We start from the raw sequence: 26,782 nt of genomic DNA on the forward strand, positions 1-26,782 counted from the left end.
CACATGGACAGGATTGACCGCAATATTCTTGCGCAACTGCAGAACGACGGGCGCCTGTCGGTGACCGAACTGGCCGAACGGGTGGGTTTGAGCCTGTCGCCCTGCCACCGGCGGGTGCGTGCCCTGGAGCAATCCGGGGTGATCCAGGGCTACCGCGCACAACTGGCGCCGGGTGCCCTGGGGCTGAACTTCTCGGCAATGGTGTTCGTGACCTTGCGCGAAGGTGATCGCCCGGCGGTGAGCGCCTTTGAAGCGGCGCTGCAGGAGATACCCCAGATCGTCGAGGCGCAGCGGCTGTTTGGTGATCCGGACTATCTGCTGCAGGTGGTCACCCGCGACCTGCCAGCCTTCCAGCAACTGTACGATGAGCGGCTGTCGGCACTGCCCAATGTGCAGCGCCTGACCTCGACCCTGGTGATGAAGCGGGTTATCGAGAACCGCTCGTTGCCGATGTGAGCCGCGCGCACAATTGTTCTAAAGCCAGCCGCACAAACGCGCTATGGTCGGGCTTGCCCCCCTCACCGCCCGGAGCCCGCCGTGCCCAGCCAGCACTGGATCGCTCTCGCCCAGGCTTCCAGACTCAAACGACGCCAGCACGGTACTGAAAACCTTCTACGCTGCAAGACAAGATCCAGCCTGAATGACGGCGGCGCTGCAATGCGCTAACGCAAACTGAAAGAGGTACTGCCCCTGACCTGATGTTCTAACAACAACGTTGGCTAAGCCACGAAGGATCGAAGAAATGACAATGAAGTCTGTGTTGGCAGCGGTCAGCATCGGAGTCGGGTGCCTGGCTTCGACAGGTGCCCAGGCCGATGAGGCCATTCTGGACCAAAACTGGAGCACCAAGGATCTTGCGCTCTGGCAGAACACCTCCCAGGGCTCGCGCCTGGTGCCCTTGAGCTGGTTGATGGCGCTGGAGGTCGCAGGCACGCGGAAGGCGTTCCTCTCCGAAGACAACATCAAGGCGTACGGTTATACGCCCCACCTTCTGCCCTTCAATGGTTCCACCTTCCGACTGCCTCGCGGTTTCGTCATCGATCAGGGCGACGACAGGACCCTGACCTTTTCCCGCCTGCGCTGGTACGCCAATCAACGGGACCAGGAGCCCTGGGTAGGCATGAACTGCTCGGCGTGCCACACCGCCAATATTTCCCATGGTGACAATACCTGGGTGATACAGGGTGCCCCCACCAATGCGGATTTCCAGAAATTCCTCGATGCCTTTCGAGAAGCACTGTTTGCGACCGCCGAAAACGAAGAATCATTCGACCGCTTTGCACGAAACGTCTTGAAAGATGCCTACACACCGGCCAATCGACTGCAACTGCACACGGCGCTCAACAGCCTGGGTCAGTTCCTCAAGACCAGCGCCTCACTCAACGCTACCAACCTGGAGTATGGCCCCGGCCGCGTCGATGCAGTGGGGCATATTCTCAACCGGGTGGCGCAACTCAATGGCGCCATCGCTCAGACCCCCAACCCTTCGGATGCACCGGTGAGCTACCCGTTCCTGTGGAATACCCCTCAGCACAATGTGGTGCAGTGGAACGGCGTGGCCCCGAACAAGCGCCTGGGCAAGAACGGCCTGGACATCGGCGCCCTGGCCCGTAACGCTTCGGAAGTGGTCGGCGTGTTCGGTGATGTGGCGATGCAGCATGCCCCGCTGCTCAAGGGATTTGCTTCAAGCGTGCGCGTTCAGAACCTTGACCACCTTGAGCGAACCATTCAGAAACTCAAGCCGCCAAAATGGCCGGAACAACTGGGGAAAATCGACCCGGTGAAAGTCAGCCGAGGCGCTGCACTGTTCGCCAACAATTGTTCGAGCTGCCATCTACCGCTGGCGCGCAACGACCTGACCACACCGATCCAGGCACAGATGACGCGCATTGCTGCGCAGGAAACGCCCCAGACCATCGCAACCGATCCCTGGATGGCGTGCAATGCCGTACAGTTCAGCAGTGCCCCCGGCAACCTTCTAGGCGAACACCTCAATGCAGACCGCGGCCATATCGACCATGGCTCGTCGCTGGTCACTCAACTAGGGGTCGCTGCCCGGGAAATACTGTTGAACCAGAAGAGCGAAATTATCGACCTGGCGTTGCGTGGGGTCTTTCATGTCGACCCCCTGGTGGAACTGGAAGTCAGCAAAGACAAGCAACTGAGCATGATGAAAACACTGCTCCCGCCGCATAAAGCCTATCGACTCGAGCAATGTTATGCGCTGGCCAAGAAGAACACGGTGGAGAAAGGCAAAACAGTCCAGAAATACCCGCTGGCCTATAAAGCCCGTCCATTGACTGGCATCTGGGCAACCGCGCCCTACCTGCACAACGGCTCGGTACCCACGCTTTACGACCTGCTGCTGCCGGCAGAGCAACGTCCCTCGCGCTTCAAGATGGGCTCGACCCAGTTCGATCCGGAAAAAGTCGGATTTATCGATGCCTTCGGGCCCGGCAGTCAATTTACCTACGACACGTCCTTGCCCGGTAACTTCAACTTCGGCCACGACTACGGCGCATCGTCCTTCACCGATGCCGACCGTTATGCCTTGGTCGAATACATGAAAACCCTCTAGCCCGGTGGATGGCGGGGCCTTGCGCCCCGCCTCGCCCCATCAGCTGAACGCGTTGATGAACCAGGTAATCAACGGCAACGCGACGATGTCGATCAGCACCGCACCACACAGCGGCACGATGATGAAGGCCTTGTAGGAGAACACCTTGTAGTGGTCGCAGATGGCGCCCATGTTGGCCACCGCGTTCGGTGTAGCGCCCAGGCCATGGCCCATGTAGCCGGCGCACAGCACCGCCGCATCGTAATTGCCGCCGAACAGGCGAAACAGCACGAAGATGCACAGCAGCACCATGATCAGCACCTGCACCACCAGGATCACCAGCAGCGGCAAGCCCAGTTGCTCCAGCTCCCAGAACTTCAGGCTCATCATCGCCATGGTCAGGAACATCCCCAGGCTGATGTCGCCCAGGGTGCTGACGGCGTTGTCGGGGATCTCGATCAGCCGTGCGCGGTCGTTGAAGTTGCGCGCCAGAATGGCAACGAACATGGCGCCGACATACACCGGCAGAACAATCCCCAGGTGCGCCTTCAAGGCATCGCCAATCCAGAAACCGAGCACCATGATCACCAGCATGCAGGTCAGCAGGCGCAGCAGCACCGGCGCATCGAGGCTGACCACAGGGGTTTCGTTGGCTTTTTCCAGGGCTTGCAGGGCATCGGCCTTGTCCGCCTGAACCACCAGTTTCTTGCGCTCGATCAGGTAGCGCGCCACCGGGCTGCCGAGCAGGCCACCGGCAACCATGCCGAAGGTCGCCGAGGCCAGCGCTGCGGTGGTGGCGCCGACAGTGCCGAGGCTCTCGGCGATCGGACCAAACGCTGCGGCCGCACCAAAGCCGCCTTCCAGCGACACCGCACCGGCCATGATCCCCAGCAACGGGTCGATGCCCAGTGCCTTGGCCATGCCCACGCCGACCAGGTTCTGCACCAGCGCCAGGGCCCAGCAGGCGCCGAGGTAGACGAACAGGATCTTGCCGCCCTGGCGCAGCAAGCCAAGGCTGCCCCCCAGGCCCACGGTGGTGAAGAACGCCACCATCAGCGGCGTTTGCATGGCGGTGTCGAGCTTGATGTCCAGCCACTGCTGGTCACGCAGCAGCCACACCACCAGGGCGAAGCCAAAGCCGCCGATGACCGGGGCCGGGACACAGAGTTGGCGCAGCCAGTAGCTGTGCTTTTTCAGTTGTGCGCCCATCGCCAGCAGCAATAGCGCCAGGGCGACGGTGGTCAGAGCATCGAGTTGCAGGGTCAGCATGGTTAACACTCTTCTTTTTATAGTTGGATCAGGGGGTAAGGGTTTCAGTCGACCAGGCTGGCCAACAGCCGCGCACCTATGCGCGCCGTTCGCTGGTCCTGGTCGAGGCCAGGGTTGAGTTCCGCGATATCGGCCATGCGCAACTTGCCGCTCGCTTTGGCGCGGCGGGCCAGGTGCTCGACCACCATCAACTCGACACCATGGGCCGAAGGCGCACTGACGCCAGGCGCCTGGCTTGCCGGTAGCACGTCCAGGCAGAGGGTCAGGTACAGGTGGTCGATGCCACTGAGGAAGTCATCGACAAAGGCTTCGAGAGCGGCGATGTTCCACGGCTGCATCTGCCGATCAAGGCGATAGCGCACGTTCAGGCGCCGGGCCTGGTCGAACAGCGCCTGGGTATTGTTCAACTCGCTCACGCCCAGGCAGCAATACTCAAAGGCCATGCCCGCCTGCTGGCAGTACTCGGCGATCTGCCGGAACGGCGTGCCGGAACTGCTCTGGGCGCTATGGCGCAAGTCGAAGTGCGCATCGAAATTGACGATGCCGATGCGCGGGCGCTGTTCGTGCCGTCGCAGATGTCCGGCCAGGCCAAGAAAACTGGCGTAGGCGATTTCGTGCCCGCCGCCCAGGCCCAATGGCAGATGCCCTTGATCAAGCAGTTGCGTCACTCGCTTGGCATAGGCCTGCTGGGCGCCTTCCAGATCGCTGCCGAGGCAGACGAAGTCGCCGCTGTCATACACCGGACGCTGGCCGCGCCAGGCCAGGTTAGCCAATGCCTTGCGTAGGGCCGGTGGCCCCTGGCGCGCACCGCTGCGGCCCTGGTTACGGATGACACCTTCATCACAGGCCAGGCCCACCAGGGCGTTGCCTGCCGGTTGATCGTCAGCCCAGGGCCGCACCCATTGGTGCCAGCGCAATGCCGACGCACCTTCCGCGGCATCGACGCGACCCTGCCATAGCGGCAGTGCGGTATTGCTGTTCATGCGGGGTACTCCAGTAGATTCAGTCCAGCCGCGCACCGATGCGCAGGGCGACCTCACAGGTCCAGCGGGTCAGGCGCTCGCTGTTCTGCCGGGCTCGAATGGCCGGGGCCATCAGGCTGATTGCGCCGTGCAGGCGGTTGCGGCTGTCGAGCACCGGAGCACTGACGCCCCAGATGCCGTCGTCGATTTCACCGAGGCTGATGGCATAACCCTGGTCACGGATCTGCACGAAGCTCTGGCGGTAACTGTCCAGTGCTTCAGCCTCCAGGCCCTGTTCCTCGAGAATGGCCAGGCTGCGCGCCGGCTCCATGTGCGCCAGCAACACCCGCGCCGAAGCGCCGACCCGCAACGGTTGGGCCAGGCCCTTCTGGTAACAGCAGCGCAGCGGCTGCGGACTGTCGATCAGTTCGATACAGATGGCCTGGCCGTTACTGGGCACCATCAGTGCCACGCTTTCCTGGCTGAGTTCGGCCAGGCGCCTGAGCTCGGGCTTGGCCAGCGACACCAGCAGCGCCTCACGGTCGAATTTCTTCGCCAGCTGCAGGCAGGCCGGGCCCGGCAGATAGCGGCCATGACCGTTGTCCTCGGCCAGCCCCCAGCGCAGCAGGGTCTTCAGGTGCCGATAGGTACTGCTCAGGGGCTGGTCCAGTTGCAGGCTCAGCTCCTTGGCCGACACGGCCTCGTTGGCCTGGCCGAGGGCAACGAGGATTTGCAGCAGGCGATCGGTGGGCGCGGTGTAGGTCATATGTGCTCCTTGTCGCCATGGTGCACAGTCTTTCTCAATAGGTGAAACTCGATTCCCATTGAGTGGGAAATGCCCTACTTATAGAGGCTGAGCCGCCGTTTGTCAGTCCCGACCGAATACTGGCCGAAAGAACGAACGCTCATAGCTGAGGATGCACCGGGTATCCTGGGCATACTGGAAGGCGGCCAGGCACTCGGGGTCGTTCATCGAGTCCTGGCGGTAGCGCTCGTACTCGGCAAGGCTTGGGAAGGTGAACATCGCCAGGGCGATATTGTTGGCGCCTTCCGAGGGCAGGAAGTAACCGTGGTGCTGGCCGCCGAAGCGTTCCACCAGCGGGATCCAGAGTTTGCCGTAATGCTCGAACTCGGCGAGTTTGTAGGGGTCGAGGACGTAGCGCAGGTAGCAGGTGATCATTGGTGGGTTCTCGCTCAGGTTGTTGTCCAGGGAAACGGCAGAACTGAAATCAGTCCCACTCCATCTTCACATCGGTTTTACGGCGAAATTGATCAACAATTGATGGGTGGTGAGCGTCAGTGGGTTCACTGAGGCGTCCTTTCGGTCAGTGTGGTGTCGATCAAGGCTGCGGGCTGCCAATCTCATCCATGAAACCTTGCACAAACAGCTCAAGCCGCCGATGCCGCTCCGCCGCCAGGCGTGCGCCCTCCCCGGTCTGAAAGCCCGAGGCCAGCTTGAGCAGTTTGCTATGGAAGTGTTCGAGGCTGTACTGCCGGTCCTGATAGTCGCGCCCTGCTGCGGTGGGATTATTGAAGTCGTACAGGGCAGAGCCCATGCGCCCGCCGACGTAGAAGCAGCGGGCCACGCCGACCATGCCGATGGCGTCCAGGCGGTCGCTGTCCTGAAGGATTTTCGCTTCGAGGGTTTCAGGCTGCAAGCCAGCAGAAAAACTGTGGGTGGCGATGGCGTGGGCCACGGCGCTGATGCGCTCGGCGGGCCAACCCAGTTCAGCCAACAGTTTTGCAGCCTTATCCGCAGACAGGCTCGAGGCCTTTGAGCGCAGTGGGGAACTCTTCTCGATCACGACGCAGTCGTGCAACAGCGCGGCGGCCAGGAGGAGGGTCAGGTCGCCGCCCTCTTGGGCCTGAATGGTGCGGGCGTTGATCCAGACCCGGTGGATGTGAGCCAGGTCGTGGGAGCCATCGCCGTTGTCCGCAGGCAAGTGCGGCAACAAAATGTCGGCAAGGTCTTGGCAGGGATCGAAAGGTTGGGCTGGCATCAGGAATGGCGTCTTGGACCGGGTTATCGAAAATACGCCAGCGGCGCCTGGATTGCGACTGCTTCGCACTCGATCGCGGGTCAAGCCCGCTTCCACAGGTTATGCACCAGAGTCAAGAACAGCATCGGATCCGCCCTAACCCAGGCAACTCCATTTATCCGCGATGGGACGCGGCGCGCCCATAAATCAGCAACTCGCCACCCGTGGCGATCACCAGGCTCAGGCCGGTGTAGGAAAACCCGAATGCGCGCACTTCGGTCTCGATCGCCAGGGTATGAAACTGCCAGGGACGGTTATAGCGCGCACCATGCAGCCACGAACCCGGCTCGACCAGCAGTAGGTGCTGCTCGGGCCAGGCCAGGGTGATGTTCTCCACGACCCAGCCATCGCTGGTGCTGATCGGCAGGCTGCCGCCCTGAATGCCGGCCATGCGAATCACCCGGTCGTGCAACGGGCCGATGCCGCGGGTTTCCAGGTAATGGTCGCTGCCGAGGTTGTCGGTACGGTCGCGGGCAATTTTCTCGCCGGTACGACAGTCGATCACGCTACGGCCTGAACTTGAGGCCACCAGCAGCCGCTCGCTGTCGCGGTCGAAACCGATTTCCAGCAGGCCGGCGACGGTGAACTGGCCGGTCAGTTTCCACGGCGCGGGTGCTGGCGAGACCGGCTGTTGGCGGATGGCCTGGCGTAACGGGTCGAGGTGTCTGCTGGTCATGGCGCCTTCCAGTGCTGATGCGTCAGCCGGTACACACGCACGGGCCGGCCGTGAAACTGCACGGTATCGAACGCATTGAAACCGGCTTTTTGCGCCACGCGCAAGGAGGCGACGTTTGCAGATTCAATGATCGCAATGACTGCAGGCTGTTGTTGCAGGCTGAATACATACTCCAGCACACCCTTCACCGCCTCGCTAGCGAGCCCCTGACGCCAATAGCGCGTGGCCAGCCGATAGCCCAGGCTGGCCTCCTGCACCCCTGCGACCTGCTCCGGGCTGACCCCGCAGAACCCGACCAGCTCGCCGCTGGCCTTGTCGACCAGAGCCCACTGGCCCATGCCGTAATTGGCATAGCACTGCACGCACCAGTCGATGAAGGCACCCGTCATCTGTTCGTCGCAGACGCCGCGCAGCGAGAACTTCATGACCTCGGGGTCGCTAAGGATGGCCGTCAGGGCGGGCAGGTCCTGGCGAGAGAGTTCGCGGACGAGCAGGCGCGGGGTTTCGAACAGGGGCATGGATACTTTCCTTGTATCGGTGTAGGAGAGGCGGTGCAGCGCCGCTCCTACAATCCCTATCGCCAGCCGGTTGGTCAACCCTCGCGGGAAATCGGCACTCCTGCGCTGGCTTTCGGCCCAGCCACGAGATATGACCGTTTTTTCATGGGTAGCCTCCAGAGGGGTTTTGAAGGTTAGGTGTGCCGGGTCCGCCAGGGTTCATTTCGATTGCCATTGCGGGCAGGGCAATATCTGGCATCATCGCCTCAACCTGCCAGTTCGCGGAGCCGCGCCTTGCCCACCCCACGCCAGTTCAGCAAGAAATCCAGCACCAGCAACATGCTCAATCTCAAACACCCTGTGGCGGCCTGTACCCCGGCTTATCAGGTGGGTTTCCTGCTGCTGGAGAACTTCTCCATGGCCAGCTTTACCGTGGCGATGGACGTACTGGTCACGGCCAACCTGCTCAAGAGCCAGCTGTATTTGAGCACACCGTTTTCCCTGGGCAGCGAACGGGTGACCAGTGACCTGGGCCTGGAGATCTATGCCGCGCACATCGACCGCGCGGCCCTGGACCACCTGGACATGCTGATCGTCTGCGGCGGCTTGCGTACCCCGCTCAAGTACCCGGAGCTGGACAGGCTGCTGGCCGATGCCGCCGCCCACCAACTGGCCCTGGGCGGGTTGTGGAACGGTGCCTGGTTTCTCGGCCGCGCCGGGGTGCTGGAAGGCTACAACTGCACCATTCACCCCGAACAACGGGCAAGCCTGGCCGAGCGCAGCCCGCAGTGCACCATCACCCCGGCAAGCTTTGTGCTCGACCGCGAGCGCCTGACCGCCGCCAGCCCCAACGGCGCGCTGGAGATGATGCTGGGGTTGCTCAAGTTACAGCATGGCGAGGCGCTGGCCGAGGGTGTCGAGGAGATCCTGGCGTTTTCCAGTGCGCGCTTTCGCCGGGTCGACAGCAGCCAGAAAAAAACCATGAGCGCGCCACTGCGCACCATCGTCGAGCTGATGGAAAGCAACCTGGAAGAGACCCTCAGCCTCGATCAGCTGGCAGCCTACAGCGGCCGTTCGCGGCGGCAGATCGACCGCCTGTTCCAGGCGCAACTGGGCACCTCGCCGAGCCGCTACTACATGGAACTGCGCATCACCAAGAGCCGGCGCCTGCTGCAGTATTCCGACCTGCCGCTGATGGATGTGGCCATTGCCTGTGGCTTTGTTTCGGTCTCGCACTTCAGCAAGTGCTACTGCGCCTACTTCGGCTACCCGCCTTCGCGCGAGCAGCGGCTCGGCGAGTAAGTGCGGCGGTTGCCGTTGAGGCTCAAGCCGCCCTCCACCACCAGTACCAGCACCGCCAGCCAGATCGCCAGGTAGGTTGGCCACTGCGCCGGGGCGATGCTGTCGCCCAGCAGCACCGCGGCCACCACCAGCAGCACCGGCTCGACATAAATCAGCAGACCGAACAGGGACAGGTTCAGGCGCGGTGCCGACAGTGCTTGCAAGCCCAGGGCCGCCGCGCTGATCGCACCCAGGCCGAGCACCAGCCAGGGCAGGTTCGAGGCCAGCCCGGCAAGGCCGAGCACCACCCCGCCCTTGAGCACGAAGTACAGGCTCACCGGCAGGCTCAAACTCATGTCGAACCACAGCCCGCCCATATTGTTGGTGTCGGTCACCCGGCGCAGCCAGAAATACAGGGGGTAGCCCAGGGATACCACCAGCACCGGCCAGGAAATCGCCTTGGCGATGGCGATCTGGTTGATGATGCCCAGCGCCGCCAACGCACACGCCAGCAGTTGCAGGCGGCTGATCGAATCCTTGAAGGCCAGGCGGCCGACAATCACCATGACCAGCGGCATCAGGAAGTAGCCCAGCGATACATCCAGGCCATGGCCGTTGATCGGCGCCCACATGAACAGCCACAACTGCACGCCGAGCAAGGCTGCCGAGACCAGGCGAATCGCCCAGAACCAACGCTCCTCGAACAGCCGCTGGAAGATCCGCCGCACCTGCGGCCAGTGTCCGCTGGTGATCACCATCAGGGTCAGGCACGGCACGGTCAGCAGAATCCGCCAGCCGTAGATTTCGGCGCCGTCGAGGGGCGCGAGCAGGCTGGTATAGGCGTACATCACCGCGAACAGCACCGAGGCGAGGACATTGAGCACTACGCCCAACGTGGAGTTATGCGCGGTCATTGCAAATTCCCTAATGAGGACCCACAGAGGGTGATAATTTATTCCGCAGCCACTGATAAGTGCCCTCGTTTTCCCCCCTCAAGATGAGAAATTTTTGCATGGACCTGGACGAATTCGACCTTGCCCTGCTCGCCGCCTTGCAGCGCGACAACAGCCAGCCCCTGCGCGAGCTGGCCGAGCAGGTGCACTTATCGACGGCCTCGGTGCAGCGGCGTATCCAGCGTTTGAAAAAAACCGGGGTGATCCAGGCCAACGCCGCGGTCATCGACCCGGACAAAGTCGGCCAGGTGATTACCCTGATGGTCGAGGTACATGCCGACCGCACCCAGTCGGCGGACCTGGAAGTGATGAAGCGCGCCTTCTCTGGGCCTGAAATTCAGCAGTGCTATTACGTCACTGGCGATGCCGACTTTTTGTTGGTGCTGACGGTGGCGAGCATGACCGTGTTCCAGAACATCGCCCAGCGGCTGTTTCACGATAATCCGAACGTGAAGTGGTTCCGGACCATTGTGGTGCTGGAGCGGGTCAAGACGACCTTGCAGGTGCCGCTGTAAGATCTGCGCCGGCCTGCACTGCCCATGTGGGAGCGGGCTTGCCCCGCGATGGGGTCAGTACAGCCTCCCCATCAGGTGGCGTCTGGATTGCGACCGTTTCGCGCTCGATCGCGGGTCCAGCCCGCTCCCACAGAGTTGCGCTGCATCCAAATCCACTATGGCTGCGGCAACTCCTTGAGCGCTGTGGCCAACGCCTCGGCACTGGCATATTCCTTCTGCCCCGCCACAACCCCCTGCTCCAACTGAATCCACAGCACCTTGTCTTCAGCCCCCGGATAGCGCGCAACCACCTTGCCGTCGCGGTCCAGCACCACCCGGTAGCTGTAGTCGCGCATGGCCGGAATCGCGAACAGCTTGCTGATCAGCGCCGGCATGCGCTGAATGTCAGCGACGAACACCGCATCGCGCGCTTCCAGGTAGCCCTTGGGCTGTTCGCCCACTGCAGCCTGGACCAGCTTGGCACCGTCCATGTTGCGCGCCACCAGCAGCACACGGGTCTGCTCGTTGAGGCTGTAGGCCTGGTCGTGCTGGTCGAGCAAGGTAAAGGGTGTCAGGCGTTCACCGACTTCGGCGGCGCTGGCCAGCAGCGGCATCAGGCTCAGTAGCAGGGTAATGGCGTATTTCACAGGTGACCTCATTGTCAGTGCAGGACTGCTGATCCTAGCGTGGATGCGAGGGCTGCAGTACCCTTTGCGCTCATTTCAAGGAGGACTCGGTGTGCCAAGGATGCTGACATTGTTGCTCTGCTGTGCCCTGTTCCCGAGCACCGCCTGGTCGGCGCTGAGCCTTGGCGAGTTCACGCTGGGCATGCCGCGCGCGCAGGTCGTGGAGGTAATGGAGCGGCATTTCACCCGGGTCTGGCTGATCAACGGCGTGCACTACAACGTGCCCCGTCAGTACTACCAGGCTGTCGACCCGGTACCGGGCATCGAACCCTACAAACTCGGCGGCGTCGAGGTCAGCCGCATCGAAGCGGCCTTCGACAAGGATGACCGCCTGCGCCAGGTTTCGCTGTCGCTGGAGACCACCGACGGCGAACGCGCCATGCAACTGGTGCCGTTGATGCGTCAGGCCAAAGAAGCGCCGAACAGCAGTGGCCGCCACGACCTGCTGCTCGAAGACGGTGAACTGACCTACTGGACCAGCGCGTTCTGGGAGTGGACGGTGATCAACATCGCCGACAAGCCCACTTCGCTGGAGAACATCCCGGCACGGGCGCGCAGCGACGAGAATCAGCGCGCCAAGGCGGCCAAGCGCTGATCGCTGCCTTACCCCTTGCCATTGCTGGCACCGATCACCCCTGCCCGCTCCCGGCGCGGCAAGCGGCCATTGAGCACGGCATAAGCGCCCAGGCCGATCACCAGCCCCCAGAACGCCCCGCCGATACCGAGCAAACTGATATTGGCGGCCGCAGCCAGAAAGGTGATCAACGATGCTTCGCGGGTTTTCGCATCGGCCATGGCATTGGCCAGGCTGCTGCCAATGGTGCCCAGCAGCGCAAGCCCCGCCAGGGTGCTGATGAAGGTGGCCGGGAAGGCCATGAACAGCGCGGCCAGGGTTACCCCGAAGACGCCGACAAGAATGTAGAACACGCCCGCCGCCACCCCGGCGATCCAGCGCTTGGCAGGTTCTTCGTGGGCTTCCTTGCCGGTGCAGATCGCCGCGGTGATCGCGGCGATGTTGAAGGCGTGGGAGCCGAACGGCGCCATCAACAACGAGCCCAGCCCGGTAACGGCGACAATAGGGTTGGCACTGGCCTTGAAGCCGTCATTGCGCAGCACCAGCATGCCGGGCATGTACTGGCCGGTCAGGGTAATCAGGAACAGCGGCAGGGCCACGCTGAGCATGGCATTGAGCGAAAATGCAGGCGCGGTGAAGACCGGCGTCGCCAGTTGCAAGCGCAGCCCCGACAGCTCGACCTGCCCGCGCATCAGCAAAAAGCCCAGCCCCAGCAGCAGGATGCCGACCACCGCATAGCGCGCACTGAAGCGCTTGAAGAACAGATAGGCCACGATCAGCAGCGCGGCCAGCAACGGGTCGACGCTGAGCCCGGCAAAGGCACCGATGCCGAATTGCAGCAGGATCCCGGCCAGCAGCCCCGCCGCAATGCCCGGCGGGATCAGGCGGATGAGCTTGTCGAAACAGCCCGACAAGCCCAGCAGCACAAACGCGGCTGCCGAGATCAAGTAGGCGCCCACCGCCTCGGCGTAGGGCGTACTGGCCAGGGCCACGACCAGGAAGGCGGCGGCCGGTGTCGACCAGGCGGTGATGATCGGCTGGCGGCTGAGCCAACTGAGCAACAGCCCGGTAACCCCCACGCCGATGGATACCGACCACACCCAGGAAGCAGTGAGGGCCGGGCTCAAACCAGCGACCTTGGCCGCTTGGAACACCAGGATGAAGGTCCCGCCGTAATTGACGATAACCGAGATGAGACCGGCAATGAGCGGGTGCATGAGGTCGCCGGGGCGTAGTGCTGAAGTAGACATGGCGGCAGGGTTCCTTGCGAAGAGGCAGTGACGAGCGACCGAGTGTACGAATAGACTGGCCTGCCCGTTCAGGCCAGTTTCTTCACTTGCGGCAGACCACATGGCAACCACGTTCGAGCTTGAAACCCTGAAGATGCGCGTCAACGACGCCGAGTTCGCGCCGCTGGACCTGCACCAGCGCATCCAGCGTGCCCTGCGCGCACTGATCCTTGAAGGCGCCCTGGCCGGCGGCGTCAAGCTGCCCGCCAGCCGAGCCCTGGCCAAGTCGCTGGGGGTCGCCCGCGACACCGTCGAGAACGCCTACGTGCAGTTGCAGCGCGATGGCTACATCCTGCGTCGCGAGGGCTCGGGCAGCTATGTCTCGGACAGCCTTGGCGCCGAACTGCGCGGCAGCACGCAACGGCGCATCCGCGCCCAGGCACAAAAACGCAGCGATCTGCAGCCCGGCCAGGGCCTGAGCCAGCGCGGACGCATACTGTTCGACAACGGCGGCGTCAGCGACCAGCAGGCAATCAAGGCCTTTGCCACCGGCCTGCCGGAAACCCGCTCGTTCCCGCTGGAGGTCTGGGAACGCCTGCAGCGCCAGGCCGTTAAAGACCATCGCGGCAACATCCTGCTGCACGGCGACCCACAAGGCAGCGAGGCCCTGCGCAAGGCCATTGCCACCTACCTGAACCTGGAACGCGGCGCCAAGGTGGCGCCCGAGCAGGTGCTGGTGCTCAGCAGTACCCGTCAGGCACTGTTCCTTTGCGCGCAGATGCTGGTCGACGCCGGCAAACCGATCCTGCTGGAGAACCCCGGCTACTTTGGCGCGAAGAAGGCCTTTGAAGCGGCGCAAGCGCGGGTCGTGCCGATCGACGTCGATGCCCACGGCATCCGCACCGACCTGTTGCGCGCCGACCGCAGCGGTGCCAGTTGCGTGTACGTCACCCCGTCGCACCAGTATCCCACGGGCGCGACCCTGAGCCTGGAGCGGCGCCTGGAGCTGATCAACTGGGCAGCGGAAAACGGCAAGTGGATCATCGAGGACGACTACGACAGCGAGTTCCACTACGACGGCCTGCCGACCGCCTGCGTGCAGGGCCTGGACCGCCACCAGCGCACCCTCTACATCGGCACCTTCAGCAAGACCCTCTATCCCGGCCTGCGCATCGGCTACATGGTGCTGCCAACGCAACTGGTGGCGCCGTTCAGTGCGGCGCGCAGCATTGTCGACGGACACACGCCGCAGGTCCTGCAACTGACCCTGGCGCGCTTCATGGACGACGGCCACTACAACGCCCATGTACGCGCCATGCGCAAACTCTACGGCGGGCGCCGAGCGTGCCTGCTCGACGCCATTGGCAAGCACCTGGCGGGCATCGTCACGGCCATGCGCCCGCCGGGTGGCCTGCAGATTCCCTGTTTGCTGGAGCCAGGCTGGTCAGAACAACAAACCCTGCGCCTGGCCGCCCGCGCCGGTGTGCAGTTGCCGGGGCTCAGCCGTTTGTATGCCGGTGAACATAAACAACAGGGCTGGTTGCTGGGCTATTCATCGCTGACGGCCAGCGAGATCGAAACGGCAATCCGGCAACTGGCCAAGGCCCTCTGCAGGAGCGGGCTTGACCCGCGATGAAGCCCGTTCAACCAACACATCAGGCGGCGCTCGCTAAAAGGCCAACCTCAATCGCTCGATCACCTGCTCGATCGAAGGCCCCTCGACCGCCTTCACCCCGCCTGCCCGTCACGCTCCTTGAGCAGTTGCTGGATCACCTGCTCCTGGGTGTCGTAGGCCCCTTCGCCAAAGTGCACATAGCGCACCTGGCCGCTGCCATCGACGATGTAGTGCGCCGGCCAGAACTGGTTGCCGAAGGCGTTCCAGATCGCATAGTCGTTGTCGATGGCCACCGGGTAGGCGATATCCAGTTTCGCCACTTGCTCGCGCACATTGTCGACCACCCGCTCTTCGGGGTATTCCGGGGTGTGCACGCCGATCACCACCAGGCCCTGATCAGCGTAGCGCTTGGCCCAGGTGTTGACGTGCGGCAGGCTGCGCCGACAGTTGATGCACTCGTAGGTCCAGAAGTCCACCAGTACCACCTTGCCCTTGAGCGCTTCGCGGTCCAGCGGCGGCGAGTTGAGCCACTGCACGGCGCCGGCCAGTTCCGGCATCGGCCCCAGCACTTCAAGGCTTGAAGGCGTGCCGGCGAACAGGCGGTTGCCAAGGCCCGCCACCGCCAGCAGCACGGCCAGCAGTGCGGCGATGCCCAGCACCCGGCGGCGGGTAGTGATGAAGTTGATGCTCATGTACGAACCTCCCTGATCGATGGCTTAACCGCCGTCATTGCAGTCGCTGGCAAATTTCAGGTACTGCAGGCGGTGCTCCTTGCCCTGGGAATCAAGGTAGTCCATTTGCGCATTGACCACGCCGCAGCCAATCCTGCTGTCCTCGTGCAGGGCCAGGACCTTGTGCACATCCAGTTGCTGGCCGTAGCGATACTGCTGCACCGGTACGGTGTCGTCGGCCTGGGCAGCAACGGTGCCGAGGCTGAGCAGGCTAAACAGGCTGGCAGTGGCAAGGGTCTTGATGTTCATGGCGGTACTCCCGAATCAGCGTTGCAAGGAGGTGGAGGGTTCCACCCCGTTGCTGTCTATTGCAGGCCCGCCAGGTATCGCCGATGTGTCCGGATCAGCCCGCTTTGCCTCCCCAGGTATCTATGGCCACAGCAGATACACTGCAATACAAAGCCCGGCAGGCAAGCACTACCGGGCTCGGTACACTTGCCCCACCACCACGGGAGCCGGACGATGGAACATGTCGATCACATCCTGATCGTCGACGATGATCGCGAGATCAGGGAGCTGGTAGGCAACTACTTGAAAAAGAACGGGTTGCGCACGACCATCGTCGCCGACGGCCGGCAGATGCGCGCCTTTCTCGAATCCGATGTGGTCGACCTGATCGTGCTCGACATCATGATGCCCGGTGACGATGGCCTGCTACTGTGCCGCGAACTGCGCGCCGGCAAGCACAAGGCCACGCCGGTGCTGATGCTGACCGCCCGCAACGACGAAACCGACCGCATCATCGGCCTGGAAATGGGCGCCGACGACTACCTGACCAAACCCTTCTCGGCCCGCGAGCTACTGGCGCGGATCAACGCGGTGCTGCGCCGTACGCGCATGCTGCCGCCGAACCTGACCATCAGCGAAAGCAGCCGCCTGATCGGCTTCGGCCACTGGCGCCTGGATACCACGGCGCGTCACCTGCTCGATGCCGACGGCACCCTGGTGGCCCTGAGCGGCGCCGAGTACCGGCTGCTGCGGGTGTTCCTCGATCATCCGCAACAGGTGCTCAGCCGCGAGCAACTGCTCAACCTCACCCAGGGCCGCGAGGCGGATATCTTCGACCGCTCCATCGACCTGCTGGTCAGCCGTCTGCGCCAGCGCTTGCAGGATGATGCCCGCGAACCGGCCTATATCAAGACAGTGCGCAGCGAGGGCTACGTGTTCTCCTTGCCTGTGCAACTGGTCGAGGCCTGAGCATGAACAACCTGCTGCGCTGGCCGCGCACACTCGCCTCGCGCCTGGCGCTGATCTTCTTCACCGGCCTGGTGCTGGCTTACGGCTTGTCGTTCAGTTTCCAGTTCTACGAGCGTTACCAGAGCTCGCGCTCGATGATGCTCGGCAACCTGGAGCAGGACGTCGCCACCTCCGTGGCCATCCTCGACCGCTTGCCGGCCGCCGAACGCACCGCCTGGCTGCCGCGCCTGGAGCGACGCACCTACCGCTACCGCCTGGATGCCGGCGAGCCCGGCCAGCGCCTGAGCATGGACGACGCGCCCATGGCCGCGCTGTCCATCGGCAAGGCCCTGGGTGGGCAGTATGTGCTGGATTACCAGAACATCCCCGGGCCCAAGCCGCACTTCCAGGTACGCCTGCGCCTGGCCGACGGCGCGCCGCTGAGCGTCGACGTCACCCCGGCGCCGGTACCCATGTCGAGCTGGCTACCCGTGGTGCTGCTGATCCAGCTGGCACTTCTGTTGCTGTGCACCTGGCTGGCGGTGAAAATCGCGATCCGCCCGCTGACCCGCCTGGCCGAAGCGGTCGACCAGCTCGACCCCAACGCCCCGGGGCCGCAACTGGACGAAAGCGGCCCTCGGGAAGTGGTGTATGCCGCAGTGGCCTTCAACAGCCTGCAAGCACGCATCGGCGCCTACCTGAAAGAGCGCATGCAACTGCTGGCGGCGATCTCCCATGACCTGCAGACGCCGATCACGCGGATGAAGCTGCGGGTCGAAGCCATGGACAACAGCATCGACAGGGACAAGCTCTGGAGCGCCCTGGAGGCCATGGAGCACCTGGTGCGCGAAGGCGTGGCCTATGCCCGCAGCATCGATGGCAACAGCGAGGCGCCGTGCCGGGTTAATCTCGATGCCTTTCTCGACAGCCTGGTGTTCGACTACCAGGACAGCGGCCAGCAGGTCGAGCTGCAAGGCAAGAACGGCGCGCGGATCGAGACCCGCCCGCAAGCCTTGCGCCGGGTGCTAGTGAACCTGATCGACAATGCCCTGAAGTTCGCCGGCGCAGCGCAGCTTGAGGTGCAGACCGGTACCAGCCACAGCACCATTATCCGCGTGCTCGACCAGGGCCCGGGGATTCCCGCCGAAGAACTCGACGCGGTATTGCAGCCCTTCTACCGCATAGAGAACTCGCGCAACCGCAGCACCGGCGGCACCGGCCTGGGCCTGGCCATCGCCGCGCAGCTGACCCAGGCCATCGGCGGCACCTTGACCTTGAGCAACCGTGACGGTGGCGGCCTCTGCGCGCAAATCGAGCTGCACTGAAAGCCCCCTGCGACAGAGCAATACACAACTGCCCGGAAATACTCCTCCACAAGCGCACATTTGAGAATGAATGTTATTATCGTGAACGTTATCTACCGCCACGAGCTCGCGCCTTGTCCGCACCGACCCGTTACCTGCTGTCCGACTTCCACGCCCTGGGGCACCGCTACAACGTGCACTACAGCTTGCCCGAAGGCGATGGCGGCGAAGACGACCCGTGCCTGATGCAGGGGCGGATCAGCGAACATGGCCTGGCCCCCGGGTTCAGCCTGGTGCATTCGGATGTACAGCCCTATCACACGTTCCGCGCCGACTCACTGGACATGCCCGGCCTGTCCCTGGCCCTGGTGCTCGATGGCGAAGCAACGATCTCCTATACCGCTGTTCAACGCCTGCAACCCGGCACTTGCATGACCACCCTTTGCGCCGATGGTCGGCCGATGTCGGCGCTGCATCGGCGCGGTGCCAACCTGCGCGGGCTCAACCTGGCGGTGCGTCAGCCCGAAGATGTTGGTGAAGAGGCACTGGCCGACCTGATCCAGGCCCGGCTGCGCAGCCACGGCTCGGTTTTGAGCCATTGGCAATTGCCCGCTTATCTGCTGGCTGGCATAGAAGAGTTGCTGGCCGCACGCTGGCAAGGACCATTGCAGCACATTCTCTGCCAGGGCGTGAGCCTGCAACTGCTGGCCCACGCCCTGGCACAGTTCGAGCCAAAACCGACGAGCAGCACCCTCTGCGCTCGCGACCGACTGATGCTCGAACGGGTCCGCGAGCATCTGCACCTGCAACCCGGCGATGATCATAACCTGGCCGATCTCGCGCGTTTGGCATGCATGAGCAGCAGCTCGCTGCGCGGCAAGTTTCGCCTGCTGTATGGCCAGTCGGTGTTCGCCTACCTGCGTGACCGGCGCCTGGACCAAGCCCGGCAATTGCTCAACGAAGGTTGGCGCATTCAGCAGGCGGCGCACTATGTCGGGTACCGTCATGCCAGTAATTTTGCCACGGCATTTCGCCAGCGCTTCGGCCTGTCGCCGCGGGAAATCACCTGAGGTTCTCGCCTGCCTTATGCTTTGGCAGCGCCCATACAGGCTCTGGCATCCGGCAAAACTGAGAACCCAGGTAAATGTGAATAATACGCAGACGATAACTATACTCTGCGGAGAACTATTCCCATGCAGTACCGCCTTGCTCCTGCCGCTCGTCCTGTCCGCTTGCGCACGGCATTGTTGGGCAGCGCTTTCGTCACGCTGATCGCCAGCGCCGAAGAGCCCACCCAACCCGAAAGCGATCAGGTCCTGACCCTGCAGGCCATCGACATCCAGGGCGAGGCCTACCAGCCGCAAACCACCGAAGGCAGTGGCAGCTATACCACCGGGGCGATGTCCACCGCCATCGGTTTACCCTTGTCGATCAAGGAAACGCCACAGTCGGTGAGCGTGGTCACCCGCCAGCAGATCGAAGACCAGGAACTGACCACCACTGCCGATATTCTCAACACTGCGCCGGGCGTCTCCTACACCCGCAACGACAGCAATCGCCTGTCGTTTTCTGCTCGTGGATTTACCATCGACAACTTTCAGTTCGACGGTCTGGCTTCACCGATCAATGGATTGTGGAATTTTGGCGCCACCGAAATGGATTCGGCAATCTACGACCGGGTCGAAGTGGTACGCGGCTCCACAGGCCTGCTGACCGGTGCCGGCAGCCCATCGGCGGCAGTCAATTTCGTGCGCAAAAGACCGTTGCCAGATTTCGCCGTGAGTGGCTCGGCGGGTGCCGGGCGCTGGGACGAGCGGCGCGGCGATATCGATGTGTCGACACCACTGAGCGCCGATGGCCGGATCGCGGCACGGGTGGTGGCAGCCTATTCGGACAAAGACAGCTACGTAAGCTTCCTCGACTATGGCTCACGTACCCTGTACGGCGTGATCAGCAGCGAGCTGACACCTAGCACGCGTCTGACCACCAGCATCGAGTACCAGAAAAACCAAACCAATGGCATGGGCAGCGGATTTCCGCTGTTCTACAGCGACGGTTCGCGCACCGATTTCGGCCGCTCGGCGGCGAACAACACCAAATGGGCCGACTTCGGAACCGAGTCGACCACGGCCTTCGTCGACCTCGAACATAGCCTGGACAATGACTGGAAACTGCGCGCCGCCTACAGCCGCTTCGATGGCAACTACCGCATGCGCTACCTCTATCGGGGCGGCTATCCGGACCGCGACAGCGGCCGCGGCATGAATGCCAGCTTCCTCAAGTACAACGGCGAACGCAGCCGCGACGACTGGCATCTGACGGCCAACGGACCGTTCCAGCTGCTGGGTCGCAGCCATGAGCTGGCCCTGGGCTGGATGAGCATCGACGATGACCTGAACATCGACCAGTTCCGCCCTCTGGGCGCGGTACCGGACACCGGCAACTTCATGGACTGGGGCATGGACCACATTGCGCAACCGGTCTGGTCAAGCACCCGCGCATCCGGTGACGCCACCCACACGAAACAGACCGGCAGCTACGCCGTGGTGCGTTTCTCGCTTGCCGACCCGCTGCACCTGATCATCGGCACACGGATCAGCGACTGGCAAATCGACCAGGATTACTACGGCAGTCAGCGCAAATACCGCTACCACAATGAGGTTACGCCTTACGCTGGCCTGATCTATGACATCGACAAGACTTACAGCGTGTACACCAGCTACACCAGCATCTTCAACCAGCAGAATGCCCGTAGCGCCGACGGCAGCATCCTCGATCCGGTGACCGGCGACAGCTACGAAGCGGGAATCAAGGCAGGCTACTTTGACGGTCGTCTGAATGCCGCTTTTGCGGTGTATCGCACCCAGCAGGAAGGCCTGGCCGAAGCCATCCCGGGAGTGAACGTGGAAGGCCAGGCCAATGAGCAAGCCTACAAGGCTGGCACGGGGGCGCGCGTCGACGGGTTTGACCTGGAACTGGCCGGGCAGCTCAGTGAAGTGTGGAACCTGTCGGCCAGCTACACCCATTTCATCGCCCGCAACAGCGACGGCGAAGCGATCAACAGCAACTTCCCGCGCAGCCAGGCCAAGCTGTTCAGCACCTACCGCCTAAGCGGTGCGTTAAGCCGCCTTACCCTCGGTGGTGGCGCTACCTGGCAGAGTGGTATCTCCCGTAACAATGTCGCCCGTCCCGGCGGCTTCACCGACCTTGAGCAAGGCAGCCATACCCTGTTCAACCTGATGGCGCGTTATCAACTTACCGATTACATCAGCGTCAGCGCTCATGTCGACAACCTGTTCGACAAGCGCTATTACGAACAGGTCGGCTTCTACAGCCAGGGCTGGTGGGGCGAGCCGCGCAGCATGAGCATGGGTGTCCGGGCGTCATTTTGAAGGTCGGCGCTCAGCCTGGAGCCGGCGCCAGCACGGCGGTGATGCTGGCGAATGGAATACAGCGGCATTCATCATCGCAGGCGAAGTACAGCTGCAATTGGTGAGTGCGCCAGTCGATGCTGCGTACTTCGCCTGACTGGGTGTCCATCACTCCGTATTCGGCGGCAAAACAGCCGTACAGCACCACGGTGTCTCCAGGTTGATACAGGCGAAGACGCTCTTTGTTGTTGTCGTCCATGTCGGCATGGCTCCGGCCCTTGAGTCGGCATAATCACCATCTGCGGGCGGGCGCGCTACTGGTAAAAATACCAGGCACGACTCAGGCCGTTTTCTGTTGCGCCACCAGCGTGATCCAGTAACGGCTGCGCGCCTGCACCGCCACTGGCAAGCTGGCAGCCAGCAAGGCCAGGACCCGGTCCGTGTCATCCAGGCGGAAAGTGCCGGTGACTCTTAGCGACTCCAGCGCCGGGTCCCAGCGCAGCCAGCCCGGGCGATAACGCGACAGTTCACGCAAAAACTGCCCCAGCGGCTGGTTATTGACACTCAACACACCGTCGCGCCAATCCGGTTGATGCGGATCGAAACGGTCCATGGCGCCACTGCCGTCGGCGTTGATGGTCAGTTGATCGCCAACCTGCAAGGCCAGCGCCGTGCCGTGGCGCGGCTGTACCTGCACCGAGCCATGCAGTACGGCGATACGGCACTGCTTGGCATCGCGGCGCAGGCAGACCTGGGCCTGGCCGACGCTCACCCGGGCCATGCCGAGATCGACGTGCAGCGCTTGTGCGCGGCTGACACTCAAGGCGATTTCGCCCTCGACCAACGTCAGGCGCTGGTGGGCAAGGTCAAGGTTGACGGCCGTTGCGGTGTTCAATTGCAGCAGGCTGCCATCGGCCAGGCGCACACCGCGGCGCTCGCCCACTGCGGTACGCAAGTCGGCGCGCAGAGCCTGCAGCGGCGTCTGCTGGCTGAGCAACCCGCCGGCGGGCAGTAGCAGTGCCAACGCCAGGCCGCGCTTGAGCAGGGTTCGGCGGCTCGTTTCGGGGCGATCCAGGCTGGCCATGGCCAAGGCTGGCGGCACCTCTTGAAAGCGCTGGCGCAAGCCTTCGGCGCGCTGCCAGATCTGCTCATGCTGCGGGTTGGCCGCGCGCCAGTGCTGCAACTGCTGCAGGTCATCAGCGCTGGCCCGCCCGGAATCGAGCAGGGCCAGCCAGCGCGCGGCGGTGCGGGCCAGTTGCCGGGATTCGCGAGTGACGGTGCGGTTCATAGCTCGACCAGCAGGCAATGCTCATAGGCCTGGGCCATGTAGCGCTTGACGGTACGCTCACTGACAGCCAGACGCTCGGCGATCTGTGCGTAGCTCAGGCCTTCGAGCTGCGACCAGAGAAACGCCCGACGCACCACTGCCGGTAAACCGTCGAGCAGTTCGTCCAGGGCCTGCAGGGTTTCCAGTAGCAGCCAGCGCTGCTCCGGCGAAGGCACCCGTGCCTCAGGCAGGTTGGCCAGGGCATCGAGGTAGGCGCGCTCCAGGCTGCGGCGCGTGTGGAAGTTGATCAGCAAACGCTTGCCGACGGTCAGCAGATAGGCCCGCGGTTCGCGCAACTCGCTGAGCACCTGGGGGCTGGCCAGCACCCGCAGGAAGGTGTCCTGGCTGAGGTCGGCGGCATCCCAGCGGTTGCCCAGGCGCTGGTACAGCCAGTGCTCAAGCCAGCTGCGATGCTCCCGATAGAGGCCATGCAGGGTCTGCTCGGTGGGGCCCGCCGCTTCGCTCATGTCAACGCACCTGGATTGATTAGACTCAAATGAGATTGATTCTAATTAATACCCCTGCGCAAACCAAGCGCTATTACATGGCTTTTATCATCTGCCAGCGCTGGCGCACTTCCCGCACCGTACTGGCAGATACCCCGCGCAGTTCGCGCGGATAGTCCACCTGCGGGTTTTCCTCGAAGCGCGTGGCACAGAACTGGCCGTTGCTGGCGCGCAGGATATAGCCGCTGTCCTGGCAATCGGCCGAGGCCAGGTACAGCACGCCGGGGACAACCCACTCGGGCTTGAGATCCTCGGGTTCGCCTTGCTGGCCCCACATGCGCGTGCGCGCCACCGGCGAAATCGCGTTGACCCGAATCCCGTGCTCGGCGCCCTCGGCAGCCAGGGCGTTCATGATCCCCAATTGCGCCATCTTGCCGGCGGCGTAGGCGCCAAGGCCGATCTGCGCATGGCGCAGGTACATGGCCCGGTCGGAGGTGGTGAGCACGATGCGCCCGCTACCGGAGGCCTTGAGCGCAGGCCAGGCGTGCTTGCTCAGCCACAGCGGCGCGTGAACATTGATGGCCAGGGCGCGCTCGATGAAATCGGCGCTGCTGTCCTCGACATTCTGATAACCGACCCAGCCAGCGTTATGGACCAGCGCATCGAGGCCGCCAAAGGCGTCCAGTACCTTGGCAAGCAACTGCTGGCAGGCCTGTTCATCGCCAAGCTCGGCGCTGTGGCCGATCACCTGGTGGCCTTCGTTGCGCAAGGACTGGGCCGCGGCTTCGGCTATCGAAGCGTCGCTGCCACACCCCACGCGGTCGGTGCCAAGGTCGCTGATGACGACTTGAGCACCGGTTTCTGCCAGGGCACGGGCATAGGCCAGGCCCAGGCCACGGGCGCCGCCAGTGATGAGTACAGTTCTGGATGAAATCACAAGCAGTCTCCTGATGGGCCGTTCAGCCTAGCCAGTGAGCACCGCAAAGTTGAATACTATCGGGCTGACCCGCCGATATCCTGCCGATATCGATGCGCATCAAGGACGCCCGCCGTGATCGAAACCCGCCTGCTCCGCCAGTTCATCGCCGTGGCCGAAGAGCTGCACTTTCACCGCGCCGCCGAACGCCTGCACATGGCCCAGCCGCCCTTGAGCCAGGCCATTGGCAGGCTTGAACAGCGTCTGGGGTTTGCCCTGTTCACCCGTCACTCCCGAGGTGTTGCGCTGACCGCTGCCGGAGCGGCGTTTGTGCAAACAGCGCGGGCGACCCTGGCGACCTTGCAGCAAGGCATCGTCCAGGCCCGGCACGTGGCTGAAGGCATTGCCGGGCAGTTGCGCATCGGCAGCCTGGCGCTGGCCGGCTATCCACTGCTGCTCAATGCGCTCAAGCAGTTTCGTGCCGACTGGCCCAAGGTACAGCTGGACCTGCAGCAGGGATCGTCGGCGCAGTTGGTCGAGAACCTGCTCGATGGCCAGCTGGATATCGCCGTGGTCAGGCAATTGCCGATCATGAGCGAACGCCTGAGCAGCCGCTTGTTGCTGGAAGAGGAGATTCTGCTGGCGGTGCCGAGTGAACATTCTCGCACTGGCGAAACATCTGTCAGCCTGGCGGACTTTGCCGATGAAGATTTCGTCTTCACCCCACAAGCCTTGGGCGCCGGGTACCATCAGCAACTGCTTGACCTGTGCCAAAGCGCAGGCTTTTACCCACGCATCAGCCAGCAGGCGGCGCAGTTGCAAACGCTGATCAACCTGGTGGGTTGCGGGTTCGGCATCGCTTTGGTGCCGGCGGCAGCCGCCCAGGCCAATGCCCAGCCGGGGGTACGCTTTTGCCATTTGCTGGGAGCCAGCCCGCGATTGGGTCTGTACCTGGTGTGGCGCAGCGACGATCCCTCGCCGCTGCCGGGGCGCTTTATCGCGTTGACTGAAAGCGCGGACACTGACCTTCGAGCCGATAACGCACGGTAACCAGCTGGCCGCTGGAATCTTCATAGGTCATCAGCATCGGCGCCGCTTCGCAGCCGCGGGCCATGGGGGTCTGTTCGATCAGACGGGCGACATCCACGGATTTACCGTAGGTAAAGTCCTGGATGGTCGGGACGGTCTTGCCGGTTCTTGCTGCATAGGCCTGCACTGCCTGCTCATGGGCAACCAGACGCGCATCCTTTACCTCTGGTGCCGAAGCCAGCGCGCTTTGGCCGGCCAGCAGAACCACTGCGGCCAATACCAAACCTTGCTTGCGCTTCATTGGCGGATACCTCGAATGAAGTGAAATGACGACAGGAACAACGGCTTTGAGCTTACGCCCCTAATGGCATTTCAGCTACAAAGTGATATCGAGCGCCTGGCGCAATTGCTCGCCCCGGCTATCGGACGTGGCGCTGATCAGGGCGTAGTTGTAGTCACCCCGCGACCAGTAGCGTGCCTGCAACTGGCCGTCGGTTCGCTCACCGCTGGGCATGCGCGCATAGTGCTCGCCCGGCGAACGCAGGAACAGGCTGACGCGCTGGCCCTGGGCGTCCTCGAACAGCAACAGCGCCGCCGGCCCCTGCTCGTTGCTCAACAATCGTGCACCAACCGGGGTGAAGCCGTAGGCCGAGAGGTCCGGCAGGTTGCCGACATGGGCGAAGTGCTGGCCCAGCCAGGCTTGCAGGCGCGCCGGGTCCTGGGCGTTGAGGTCGAGGGCCTTGGCGTTGGCGAACAGCCGATGGGCCTGCACGGCATCGGCCATCGGCGGGTTGCTGGCCAGCAGGCTCGCCTCGCGCACCTGCCAGCCGCCCAGGCCGCCGATGCCCAGGGTCACCAGCAATACCGCGGCACTGGCCCAGCGCCGCTGCCGGCGACGACGCAACGCGCGGCGCACGTTGGCCGGGTCCAGACGCGGATTGGCTGCCTGCCCGGCAAAGCCGGACAGCGCCGCGCGCAACTGGCGGGCATCGTTACGCCAGGCCTCGACCCGCGCCGCCTGTTCGGGGTTGGCCGCCAGGTACAGCTCCACCGCCCGACGCCGCTCGCTGTCCAGGCGTTCGTCGACATAGGCGTGCAGTTCGTGGTCAGACGGAATCAAGCTCATTTCAACCTCCGCAGCGCCGGGGGCGGCGTATTGCCCTCGGCCAGTTCGCGCATGGCCGCGCGAGCGCGCGACAAGCGTGACATTATCGTGCCGATCGGCACATCCAGGGCCTGGGCGGCCTCCTTGTAGCTCAGGCCTTCGACGCTGACCAGCAACAGCAAGGCGCGCTGCTCGGTAGGCAATTGCGCAAACGCCGCCAGGCCCGACTGGGCAACGACGATGTCTTCGGTGTTGCTGCCCGCCTCCTCGCCGCGGCCGAACCAGGCCAGCCAGCGCGCCTGACGGCGTTCGCGGCGTTTACCGTCGATAAACTGCCGGTACAGGATCGAGAACAGCCAGGCGCGCAGGCTGGCGTCTTCGCGTTGTTGAGCGCGGCGGCTGAGGGCGCGCTCGAGGGTGGCCTGGACCAGGTCGTCGGCGCTGCTGGCCTCGCGGGTCAGCCACAGGGCGAAGCGGCGCAGGCGCTGGAGCATCTGGCGCAATTGCTCGTCGTCTAGTTCGTTCATTGCCGCAGTCTTGGCCTG

Annotated in this window: 30 protein-coding genes; 11 read left to right on the top strand and 19 right to left on the bottom strand. The window is 63.4% G+C overall.

All coding sequences use genetic code 11. The features are described 5' to 3' along the window. The first annotated feature begins 3 nt into the window (after positions 1-3). Complete coding sequence (locus tag CCOS864_RS16550) at positions 4-456, top strand: Lrp/AsnC family transcriptional regulator (protein WP_115087398.1); 453 nt, start codon at positions 4-6, stop codon at positions 454-456. A gap of 286 nt (positions 457-742) precedes the next feature. Then, a complete protein-coding gene (locus CCOS864_RS16555) occupies positions 743-2,578 on the top strand; it encodes a di-heme-cytochrome C peroxidase (protein WP_148708546.1) in 1,836 nt (611 codons plus the stop codon). A gap of 39 nt (positions 2,579-2,617) precedes the next feature. Here CCOS864_RS16555 and gltS read toward each other — a convergent pair whose 3' ends face one another. From gltS to CCOS864_RS16590, 7 genes are all read right to left on the bottom strand, one after another. Beyond that, entirely contained in the window at positions 2,618-3,826 is a 1,209-nt protein-coding gene (gltS, locus tag CCOS864_RS16560) for a sodium/glutamate symporter (RefSeq protein WP_115087402.1), read from the bottom strand. Between the two features lie 44 nt (positions 3,827-3,870). Further along, the gene (gene hutG / locus CCOS864_RS16565; protein ID WP_115087404.1) at positions 3,871-4,809 is read right to left on the bottom strand and encodes a formimidoylglutamase; all 939 of its coding nucleotides are present in this window, start codon (positions 4,807-4,809) and stop codon (positions 3,871-3,873) included. A 19-nt stretch (positions 4,810-4,828) separates the two neighbouring features. Then, complete coding sequence (locus CCOS864_RS16570; protein WP_115087405.1) at positions 4,829-5,554, bottom strand: IclR family transcriptional regulator; 726 nt, start codon at positions 5,552-5,554, stop codon at positions 4,829-4,831. Positions 5,555-5,656: 102 nt separating this feature from the next. Then, positions 5,657-5,968 carry an NIPSNAP family protein gene (locus CCOS864_RS16575; RefSeq protein ID WP_115087407.1) on the bottom strand — a complete coding sequence of 104 codons (312 nt, stop codon included), beginning with the start codon at positions 5,966-5,968 and terminating at the stop codon, positions 5,657-5,659. A gap of 160 nt (positions 5,969-6,128) precedes the next feature. Continuing rightward, entirely contained in the window at positions 6,129-6,788 is a 660-nt protein-coding gene (locus CCOS864_RS16580) for an HD domain-containing protein (RefSeq protein WP_115087408.1), read from the bottom strand. A 154-nt stretch (positions 6,789-6,942) separates the two neighbouring features. Continuing rightward, positions 6,943-7,503, bottom strand: a complete 561-nt coding sequence (locus CCOS864_RS16585) for a hypothetical protein (RefSeq protein WP_115087409.1) — start codon at positions 7,501-7,503, stop codon at positions 6,943-6,945. Next, complete coding sequence (locus tag CCOS864_RS16590; protein ID WP_115087410.1) at positions 7,500-8,021, bottom strand: GNAT family N-acetyltransferase; 522 nt, start codon at positions 8,019-8,021, stop codon at positions 7,500-7,502. Before CCOS864_RS16590 ends, CCOS864_RS16585 begins: the two co-directional genes overlap by 4 nt. Positions 8,022-8,294: 273 nt before the next feature. On the opposite strand from CCOS864_RS16590, the gene CCOS864_RS16595 reads away from it, so the two are divergent. After that, a complete protein-coding gene (locus CCOS864_RS16595) occupies positions 8,295-9,302 on the top strand; it encodes a GlxA family transcriptional regulator (protein ID WP_115087411.1) in 1,008 nt (335 codons plus the stop codon). On the opposite strand, the gene rarD is transcribed toward CCOS864_RS16595, so the two are convergent. After that, a complete protein-coding gene (rarD, locus tag CCOS864_RS16600; protein ID WP_115087413.1) occupies positions 9,266-10,195 on the bottom strand; it encodes an EamA family transporter RarD in 930 nt (309 codons plus the stop codon). The two genes, CCOS864_RS16595 and rarD, sit on opposite strands and share 37 nt — an antisense overlap. Positions 10,196-10,293: 98 nt before the next feature. On the opposite strand from rarD, the gene CCOS864_RS16605 reads away from it, so the two are divergent. Continuing rightward, positions 10,294-10,749: an Lrp/AsnC family transcriptional regulator gene (locus tag CCOS864_RS16605; protein WP_115087415.1), complete on the top strand. Its 456-nt coding sequence runs from the start codon at positions 10,294-10,296 to the stop codon at positions 10,747-10,749. Positions 10,750-10,904: 155 nt separating this feature from the next. Here the strand turns inward: CCOS864_RS16605 and CCOS864_RS16610 are convergent, their stop codons facing one another. After that, positions 10,905-11,375, bottom strand: a complete 471-nt coding sequence (locus CCOS864_RS16610; protein WP_115087417.1) for an FAD/FMN-containing dehydrogenase — start codon at positions 11,373-11,375, stop codon at positions 10,905-10,907. 100 nt (positions 11,376-11,475) lie between these two features. On the opposite strand from CCOS864_RS16610, the gene CCOS864_RS16615 reads away from it, so the two are divergent. After that, a complete protein-coding gene (locus CCOS864_RS16615) occupies positions 11,476-12,009 on the top strand; it encodes a hypothetical protein (protein WP_115087419.1) in 534 nt (177 codons plus the stop codon). Positions 12,010-12,017: 8 nt separating this feature from the next. Here CCOS864_RS16615 and CCOS864_RS16620 read toward each other — a convergent pair whose 3' ends face one another. After that, positions 12,018-13,238 carry a benzoate/H(+) symporter BenE family transporter gene (locus tag CCOS864_RS16620; RefSeq protein WP_115087421.1) on the bottom strand — a complete coding sequence of 407 codons (1,221 nt, stop codon included), beginning with the start codon at positions 13,236-13,238 and terminating at the stop codon, positions 12,018-12,020. Between the two features lie 100 nt (positions 13,239-13,338). Between CCOS864_RS16620 and pdxR the strand changes: the two genes are divergently transcribed. Then, positions 13,339-14,853 carry a MocR-like pyridoxine biosynthesis transcription factor PdxR gene (gene pdxR, locus CCOS864_RS16625; protein ID WP_100782468.1) on the top strand — a complete coding sequence of 505 codons (1,515 nt, stop codon included), beginning with the start codon at positions 13,339-13,341 and terminating at the stop codon, positions 14,851-14,853. 92 nt (positions 14,854-14,945) lie between these two features. On the opposite strand, the gene CCOS864_RS16630 is transcribed toward pdxR, so the two are convergent. Both CCOS864_RS16630 and CCOS864_RS16635 read right to left on the bottom strand, forming a co-directional pair. After that, on the bottom strand, positions 14,946-15,524 hold the full coding sequence (locus tag CCOS864_RS16630) for a thioredoxin family protein (RefSeq protein WP_115087423.1): 579 nt from the start codon (positions 15,522-15,524) through the stop codon (positions 14,946-14,948). A gap of 24 nt (positions 15,525-15,548) precedes the next feature. Next, positions 15,549-15,812 carry a DUF2790 domain-containing protein gene (locus CCOS864_RS16635; protein ID WP_115087425.1) on the bottom strand — a complete coding sequence of 88 codons (264 nt, stop codon included), beginning with the start codon at positions 15,810-15,812 and terminating at the stop codon, positions 15,549-15,551. Positions 15,813-16,025: 213 nt separating this feature from the next. Between CCOS864_RS16635 and CCOS864_RS16640 the strand changes: the two genes are divergently transcribed. The 4 genes from CCOS864_RS16640 (at position 16,026) to fauA (ending at position 21,435) form a co-directional block, all read left to right on the top strand. Further along, on the top strand, positions 16,026-16,760 hold the full coding sequence (locus CCOS864_RS16640; protein WP_115087427.1) for a response regulator: 735 nt from the start codon (positions 16,026-16,028) through the stop codon (positions 16,758-16,760). A gap of 14 nt (positions 16,761-16,774) precedes the next feature. Continuing rightward, positions 16,775-18,064 carry a sensor histidine kinase gene (locus tag CCOS864_RS16645; RefSeq protein WP_115087667.1) on the top strand — a complete coding sequence of 430 codons (1,290 nt, stop codon included), beginning with the start codon at positions 16,775-16,777 and terminating at the stop codon, positions 18,062-18,064. Between the two features lie 113 nt (positions 18,065-18,177). Next, on the top strand, positions 18,178-19,113 hold the full coding sequence (locus CCOS864_RS16650) for a helix-turn-helix transcriptional regulator (protein WP_115087429.1): 936 nt from the start codon (positions 18,178-18,180) through the stop codon (positions 19,111-19,113). A 123-nt stretch (positions 19,114-19,236) separates the two neighbouring features. Beyond that, the gene (gene fauA / locus CCOS864_RS16655; RefSeq protein ID WP_115087431.1) at positions 19,237-21,435 is read left to right on the top strand and encodes a TonB-dependent alcaligin siderophore receptor FauA; all 2,199 of its coding nucleotides are present in this window, start codon (positions 19,237-19,239) and stop codon (positions 21,433-21,435) included. A 10-nt stretch (positions 21,436-21,445) separates the two neighbouring features. Here fauA and CCOS864_RS16660 read toward each other — a convergent pair whose 3' ends face one another. The 4 genes from CCOS864_RS16660 to CCOS864_RS16675 form a co-directional block, all read right to left on the bottom strand. Beyond that, a complete protein-coding gene (locus CCOS864_RS16660; RefSeq protein WP_115087432.1) occupies positions 21,446-21,673 on the bottom strand; it encodes a hypothetical protein in 228 nt (75 codons plus the stop codon). An 81-nt stretch (positions 21,674-21,754) separates the two neighbouring features. After that, on the bottom strand, positions 21,755-22,702 hold the full coding sequence (locus CCOS864_RS16665; RefSeq protein WP_115087434.1) for a FecR domain-containing protein: 948 nt from the start codon (positions 22,700-22,702) through the stop codon (positions 21,755-21,757). Continuing rightward, the gene (locus tag CCOS864_RS16670) at positions 22,699-23,208 is read right to left on the bottom strand and encodes a sigma-70 family RNA polymerase sigma factor (RefSeq protein ID WP_115087436.1); all 510 of its coding nucleotides are present in this window, start codon (positions 23,206-23,208) and stop codon (positions 22,699-22,701) included. Before CCOS864_RS16670 ends, CCOS864_RS16665 begins: the two co-directional genes overlap by 4 nt. Positions 23,209-23,281: 73 nt before the next feature. Further along, the gene (locus CCOS864_RS16675) at positions 23,282-24,124 is read right to left on the bottom strand and encodes an SDR family NAD(P)-dependent oxidoreductase (RefSeq protein ID WP_415842518.1); all 843 of its coding nucleotides are present in this window, start codon (positions 24,122-24,124) and stop codon (positions 23,282-23,284) included. Positions 24,125-24,238: 114 nt separating this feature from the next. Between CCOS864_RS16675 and CCOS864_RS16680 the strand changes: the two genes are divergently transcribed. Next, positions 24,239-25,153, top strand: coding sequence for a LysR substrate-binding domain-containing protein (locus tag CCOS864_RS16680; RefSeq protein ID WP_115087440.1), 915 nt, complete (start codon positions 24,239-24,241; stop codon positions 25,151-25,153). On the opposite strand, the gene CCOS864_RS16685 is transcribed toward CCOS864_RS16680, so the two are convergent. The 3 genes from CCOS864_RS16685 to CCOS864_RS16695 all read right to left on the bottom strand — a co-directional run bounded on the left by CCOS864_RS16685 (position 25,098) and on the right by CCOS864_RS16695 (position 26,764). Then, complete coding sequence (locus CCOS864_RS16685) at positions 25,098-25,433, bottom strand: DUF2790 domain-containing protein (protein ID WP_115087442.1); 336 nt, start codon at positions 25,431-25,433, stop codon at positions 25,098-25,100. The genes CCOS864_RS16680 and CCOS864_RS16685 overlap by 56 nt on opposite strands. Before the next feature lie 75 nt (positions 25,434-25,508). After that, positions 25,509-26,258 (bottom strand): anti-sigma factor family protein, encoded by a 750-nt coding sequence (locus CCOS864_RS16690; RefSeq protein WP_115087444.1) that lies wholly within the window; start codon positions 26,256-26,258, stop codon positions 25,509-25,511. Beyond that, a complete protein-coding gene (locus CCOS864_RS16695; protein WP_115087446.1) occupies positions 26,255-26,764 on the bottom strand; it encodes a sigma-70 family RNA polymerase sigma factor in 510 nt (169 codons plus the stop codon). The genes CCOS864_RS16690 and CCOS864_RS16695 overlap by 4 nt, the downstream gene beginning before the upstream one ends. Positions 26,765-26,782: the final 18 nt, after the last annotated feature.

This window comes from Pseudomonas wadenswilerensis (genome assembly GCF_900497695.1).
Lineage (GTDB): Bacteria > Pseudomonadota > Gammaproteobacteria > Pseudomonadales > Pseudomonadaceae > Aquipseudomonas > Aquipseudomonas wadenswilerensis.